General features: G+C 74.8%; 4 protein-coding genes. All 4 read right to left on the minus strand.

What is annotated here, in order from left to right; genetic code table 11:
• Positions 1–137: 137 nt before the first annotated feature.
• The 4 genes from TR50_RS13650 to TR50_RS13665 all read right to left on the minus strand — a co-directional run bounded on the left by TR50_RS13650 (position 138) and on the right by TR50_RS13665 (position 5,636).
• Positions 138–1,538, minus strand: a complete 1,401-nt coding sequence (locus TR50_RS13650; protein ID WP_042420151.1) for a dihydrolipoyl dehydrogenase family protein — start codon at positions 1,536–1,538, stop codon at positions 138–140.
• Between the two features lie 71 nt (positions 1,539–1,609).
• Positions 1,610–3,535, minus strand: coding sequence for a serine/threonine-protein kinase (locus TR50_RS48710; RefSeq protein WP_236654404.1), 1,926 nt, complete (start codon positions 3,533–3,535; stop codon positions 1,610–1,612).
• Between the two features lie 190 nt (positions 3,536–3,725).
• Entirely contained in the window at positions 3,726–4,934 is a 1,209-nt protein-coding gene (locus TR50_RS13660) for a protein kinase family protein (protein ID WP_052440978.1), read from the minus strand.
• Between the two features lie 3 nt (positions 4,935–4,937).
• Positions 4,938–5,636, minus strand: coding sequence for a serine/threonine kinase C-terminal domain-containing protein (locus TR50_RS13665; protein WP_042420153.1), 699 nt, complete (start codon positions 5,634–5,636; stop codon positions 4,938–4,940).
• Positions 5,637–5,904: the final 268 nt, after the last annotated feature.

The following is a 5,904-nucleotide window of genomic DNA, read 5'->3' on the forward strand; positions in this document are numbered from 1 at the left end:
TGGACGTCAACGGCGCGGAAGGGGCGCCGGAGTCCAGCAACGCCAGCCGCTCCCGCGTGTCTCCCCGAGCCGCGCTTCCGTCCCGGCACCAGAGCGTCACGCGAGCCCCGCGTGGCGCCCTGGTGCGCGCCGGCGCCTTACGCCAGTTCCGCGACCGCTGTGCCGACCGCGCGGTGGAACGTCGGGTAGGCCCAGATCGTCGAGGCAAGCTCGCCCAGGGGGATCCGGGCGGAGACGGCGAGCGAGAGCAGCCCGAGGACCTCGCCTCCGCTCGGGCCGGCGGAGGTCGCGCCGACGAGGACGTCGCCGTCGGCGACCAGCTTGACGAAGCCCGCGTTGCCGTTGGCGCCGTGGATGTAGCCACGGCTGGTGGCGGCCAGCTCCGTCGTGGCGGTCCGGACCCGGCGGCCCTCGGCGCGGGCCTCGGCCTCGGTCGCGCCCACGGCGCCGACCTCGGGGTCGGTGAAGGTCACCCGCGGCACCGCGTGGTAGCGCGCGGGCGCGCCGCCCTGGCCCAGGATGGCGCGGACGGCGACGTCGGCCTGGTACATGGACATGTGCGTGAAGGCGCCCTTGCCGGTGATGTCGCCGATCGCCCAGACGCCGACCGGCCAGGCGCCCTGGGTTCCGACGACGCGCAGCCGCTCGTCGACGGGGACGGCCCGCGTCTCCGACGACAGCCCGAGCACCCCGCCGCCGATGCGGTCCAAGGCCACCCGGCGGCCCGTCGCGACCAGCATCCGCTGCGCGGAGAACCGCTCTCCGCGGCGGCACAGCACGTGGAAGCGGCCGTCCCGGTGTTCCACGCCCGCCACCTCGGCGCCCGCGTGGACGGCGAGGCCGTCGGCGGTCAGCACCCGCGTCAGCAGGTCGCCCGCCTCGGGCTCCTCGCGGCCCAGCAGGCGGGGGCCGGCCTCGACGACGGTGACGGCGCAGCCGAGCCGCTGCCATGCCTGGCCGAGCTCCAGCCCGATCGCCCCGCCACCGAGGACGAGCAGCGACTCCGGCAGCTCCTCGGCCTCGATCAGATCGCGGTTGGTCCAGTACGGCGTGGCGGCCAGTCCTGGAACGGGAGGGGCGACCGGCTCGGATCCGCTGGCCAGCACGATGGCCTGACGGGGCCTCAGCACCGTCTCCAGGCCGTCCGCGCCGAGCACGGTGACCTCGCCGGGGGCGGTCAGGCGGGCGGTGCCGCGCAGGAAGCGGCCGCCCCGGGTGGTGAACCGGTCGACGGCGAGCTTGTCGTTCCAGTCGTCGGTGGCCTCGCGCACCCGCCGCGCGACCGGCCGGAACTCGGGATGCACCCGGACGATCCCGGCCATACCGGGGATGCGGCGCGCCTCGCCGACCAGGTCGGCGGACCGCACCATGATCTTCGAAGGGATGCAGCCCCAGTACGGGCACTCGCCGCCCACCAGGCGCTCGTCGACGCCGACCACGTCCCAGCCCGCATCAGCAAGCCGCCCGGCCAGATCCTCGCCTCCGGGCCCCAATCCGATGACCACCGCGTCCGGGGTCTGGCGCACCGTTGCGGACATCACGGCCTCCCGGAGAGCGGGTGAACTTCCATGGACGGCTCGGTTCACACCACGGTACCGGGATGCGGATGCTATAGCACGGTGAGCGTCTGCAGAATCTCCTCGAAGCGCGCGTAGCCGTTGCCCCAGTCGTCGACCGGGTACGAGATGAAGGTGTCGTACTCGGTTCCGTTGGGAGCCCGGTAGAACTGCTCCATGGCGTGCATCTTCGTCTGCGTCTTGGCGTCGACGAAGTAGAACTCCAGCTGGGCGCCGGTGGAGTCCTTGTAGTTGTTCGCGCCGAAGCGGATCAGCTGGTAGCTCTTGTCGTTCTCCTTGAGCTGCTCCATCAGCCACTGCCCCTGCTGCACGGCGGTGCGGGAGTTGCCGATGGTGACCCCGAAGATGATCTTATGGATGCCGTCGGGCGTGTAGGTGATCGCGGTCGGGCCCTTGGGCGCGCTGCGCTCCCACGGCTTGTCGCCGCCCACCGGCAGGCCGAAGCTGAAGCCGTACGCGTCGTGCGTGAGCTGGTAGCCGGACGGGATCTCGACCGGCGCGGCGGACTGCGTCGGCGTCGAGGGCGACGTGGTCGGCTGGTTCTGCTTGGTCGCACCGGTGGTCTGGTGCCGGTGGTTGTACCAGTACGTCGCCCCGGCGCCGCCCGCGCCCGCGACCAGTGCGGCCACCAGCAGCCACATCCAGCGCCGCCTGCGACGCGGAGCCTGACCCGCCCCTGTGCCCTCGCGGCTCGTCACGTAGCCGACCTCGGGCCGATGAGCCGTCGGGAACCCGTCCCCGTCCCCGGCCCCGGGGCCGGACTCGTGCACGGTCGCGTGCGCCGCCTCGTCGGCGAAGAGCGGACCGCTCAGGGAACGGGGCCCGCCCGACTGGGCCGGGACACGGGCGGTCGGCCCGGTCGGCAGGCTGCCCTGGCCGCTCCCGAACCCACCGCTCCCGAACCCACCGCTGACGCCGCCGTTGCCCGCGCCGCCGGCGACCCCGCCACCGCTTACTGCCGTGCCGTTGACCGCGCCGCCGTTGACTGCCGTGCCGTTCACCGCGGTGCCGAGCACCGTCGCGGTGTACTCGGCGTCGGGATCGGACGGCGCCCCCTGCCGGTCCACGGCGGGGACCTTCTGGGTCGGGGTGCGCAGCGGGCCGACGCCGAGGCTGCCGAGGCTGATGTTGGTGGTGTGGCCGGCCGCGACGTCCTCCAGCATCCGGCGCACGTCCGACGCGCCGGGACGCTCCTGCGGCTCCTTGGCCATCAGCGCCTGAAGCACCGGCGCGAGCGCCCCGGCGTTGCGCGGCTCAGGCAGGGGGTCGGTGACGACGGCCGCCAGCGTCGTCAGCGGTGACTCGCGGCGGAACGGCGACTGGCCCTCCACCGCCGCGTAGAGCGTCGCGCCGAGCGCCCACAGGTCCGACTCCGGCCCGGGACGGCCGCCGTGAACGCGCTCGGGAGCCAGGTAGTCGGGCGAGCCGACGAGGTCGCCGGTGCGGGTGAGCGCCGAGTCGCCGACGAAGGTGGCAATGCCGAAGTCGGTCAGCACGACGCGGCCGGTGCCGCGCTCCAGCAGCACGTTGGCGGGCTTCACGTCGCGGTGGATCACCCCGACCGCGTGGGCGCGCTCCAGCGCGGCGAGCACCTGCGCGCCGATCCGCGCGGCCTCGCGCGGGTCGATCACACCGTCCTGCTCGACCAGTTCGGACAGCGAGCGGCCGTCGATCAGCTCCATCACGATCCACGGCTTGCCGTCCTGCTCGACGACGTCGTGGATGGTGATGACGCCCGGGTGCTTGATCCGGGCGGCCGCGCGGGCCTCCTGCTTCATCCGGGACTGGACGATCTGCAGATCCTCCTCGGCCAGGTGCCCGACGGAGAGCTCCTTGACCGCGACCTCGCGGTCGAGCATCTGATCCGTCGCACGCCACACGGTGCCCATGCCGCCGCGCCCCAGACGTGCGCCCAGCAGGTATCTCCCCGCGAGCACCCGGCCCGCCTCCGTACCCACCCGTCTGCCCCCTCGTCGCGGGTCCTGCCGCCTGTTCCAGTTCCGCGGCAGGAACCGCGGTACCGCGCACCCTATCCCGACCCTCGAACACTCCGGCGTCCCGGGCATGGCCTTGAGACCGGGATGTGACGCTTCGGCAGCGAATGACACCTTCCGCTTCGCGAATCGCGCTGTCAGCCGGTCGCCGGGCTCAACCCTTGAGCGTCGCCGCCAGCACCAGAGTGACCAGGACCACAAGGATAATCGCACCCACCAGGAACGGTCCCAGGAGCGCGTTGCGTCGTCGCGGGGCCGCGTGGTGGTGCGGATGCACCGGCCCGGCCCGCTCGACCATCTCGCGCGAGGCGCGGGAGCGCTGCGCCGGAAGCGCGCCGGGACGCGGCACCGGCAGCCGCGTCCCCGTCGGCAGCTCCACGGCGCTCGCCACGCCCGGCGGCAGCGCGTCCAGCTGCGCCTCCCGGTCCAGCGGCTCGGGGGCGCGGTGCAGCAACTGCCGCAGGACGGCCCGCACCTGGGCGAGGCCGGGACGGCGCGCCGGGTCCTGGTCGAGCAGCCGGTCCAGCAGCGGACGCAGGGGCCCGGTGGGCCGGGTGTCCGGGCGGAAGCCGGCCCGGACCGCGTCGAACAGGTCGTCGACGTCCGACTCGGGATAGGGCGACACGCCCGTCACCGACCGGTACAGCAGGACGCCCAGCGCCCAGGTGTCCGCCGCCGGACCGACGGGCTGCCCCGCGCCGCCTATGACGCCCAGCTGCTCCGGCGCCCACCGCTCGGCGGCAGCGCCGACGATGACGGCCCGCGCGTCCCGGGCCCGTACCCGGGCGGGGCTCCACAGTGAGGTCGGCACCGACGCCCCGGCGTCGACCGCGCCCGGCCCCCCGCACAGCGCCTCCTGCGCGGCGGCCACGGCCAGGCCGCCGAGCAGCGCGGCCCCGTCCTCGCAGACGGTCACCGTGGCCGGGGTCAGGTTGCCGTGCACCAGCCCGGCCCGGTGCACCGCCTCCAGCCCGGCGCTCACGTCGTAGGCCACCTCGGCGGCGCGGTAGGGCGACATCGGGCCGCGCTCCAGCAGCTGCGCGAGCGGCACGCCCGCGAGCCACTCCCCCGCGACCCACAGGTAGCCGTCCTCGGCGAAGACCTGGAACGACTGGCCGAGCCGCGGATGGTCGGGCACCGCGCCCGCCGCGGTCGTCGCGTGCCGCAGCGCCAGTTGCCGCGCGTCGTCCGGGCCGGGCCCGGCGGCCTGGTCGAACGGGGTCACCAGTTCCGGCAGCGGCACCGCCTCGAGCAGCACCGGAGCGCCGCTGCGCAGGTCACGCGCCTCAACCGCGCCCGCGCGGCGTCGGTCCGTCAACTGGTAGCGCTCGGCGAGCAGTCGGCCACCGGACGCCTTGGCCATCGTTCAGCCCCCTGCCGGCTGGAAGCTGGCGAAGAAGCGCGCGAGCAGCTCGGCGCTGCGCCCGGTCTGCCAGCTCACCTCGGGCGCGGTCCAGTAGATCGCGTAGGCGTGGGACGGGTCCACCACGAAGCCGCGGTTCAGCGAGTGCCGTTCGACGAGGCCCGAGCGGAAGGTCCACTCCCAGTCGGCAGCGTCCCAGCCGTGCCAGCCGACGACGCGGGCGAGCTTGACCAGGTGGTAGTCGGAGAGGCTCGCGGCGACGCCCGGCTCCTCGCTCTGCCAGGCGGCGAGCGCCCCGGCCTTGACCGGGTGCGGGGTGAACTCGACGACCAGGGAGCCGGCGGGACCGGTGTAGGTGGTCTTGTCCGCGCCCTGCGAGCTCGCGCTCCAGGTGGTCGGGACCTCCAGGCTCGACCCGCCCGGCCCGGCGACCCGGCGGTAGCCGAGCGCGGAGGCCTGGCTGGTGCCCGCCCCCGGCTGCGTCGCGCCGCCGACGAGGGGCCGGCCGGTGGGCGCGCCCGCGGTGGCCGACGACGACGCGCCGTCCTGACTGGCTCCGCCCTTGCCGCCACCGCTCTTGCCGCCGTTGTGGCGGAACGCGGCCACGACCGCGGTGACCAGCAGCACGGCCGCGACGACGATCACGGCGACGACCAGCACGCGCCGCCGGGGTCGCCCGAGCACGGCCGACGCGTTGTACACGGTGGACGCACCAGGCCCGGACGACCCCGAAAGGCCGGTGGTCCCGAACGACCCCGCAGCCTCCGCAGGTCGGTCGACCGACGTGGGCCTGCCGATCGGCAGGTCCCCCGAGGCGCCGGAGGGCACCCGCGAGGACCCGCCGGGCCCGACAGACCCGACGGACTCGAAACCGGACTGGAAGGCGGCCCCGGGCCTGGGCCCGGACCCCGATCCCCGCCCTGGCCCCTGCCCCTGCCCCCGCCCCCGCCCCCACGCCCCCGCACCGCCC

Source organism: Streptacidiphilus anmyonensis (assembly GCF_000787855.1).
GTDB lineage: Bacteria > Actinomycetota > Actinomycetes > Streptomycetales > Streptomycetaceae > Streptacidiphilus > Streptacidiphilus anmyonensis.

Bases quoted from the DNA above. Each gene is read 5' to 3' on its own strand.
- TR50_RS13660 (WP_052440978.1), bottom strand. From the start codon at position 4,934: ATGGCCAAGGCGTCCGGTGGCCGACTGCTCGCCGAGCGCTACCAGTTG.
- TR50_RS13650 (WP_042420151.1), bottom strand. From the start codon at position 1,538: ATGTCCGCAACGGTGCGCCAGACCCCGGACGCGGTGGTCATCGGATTG.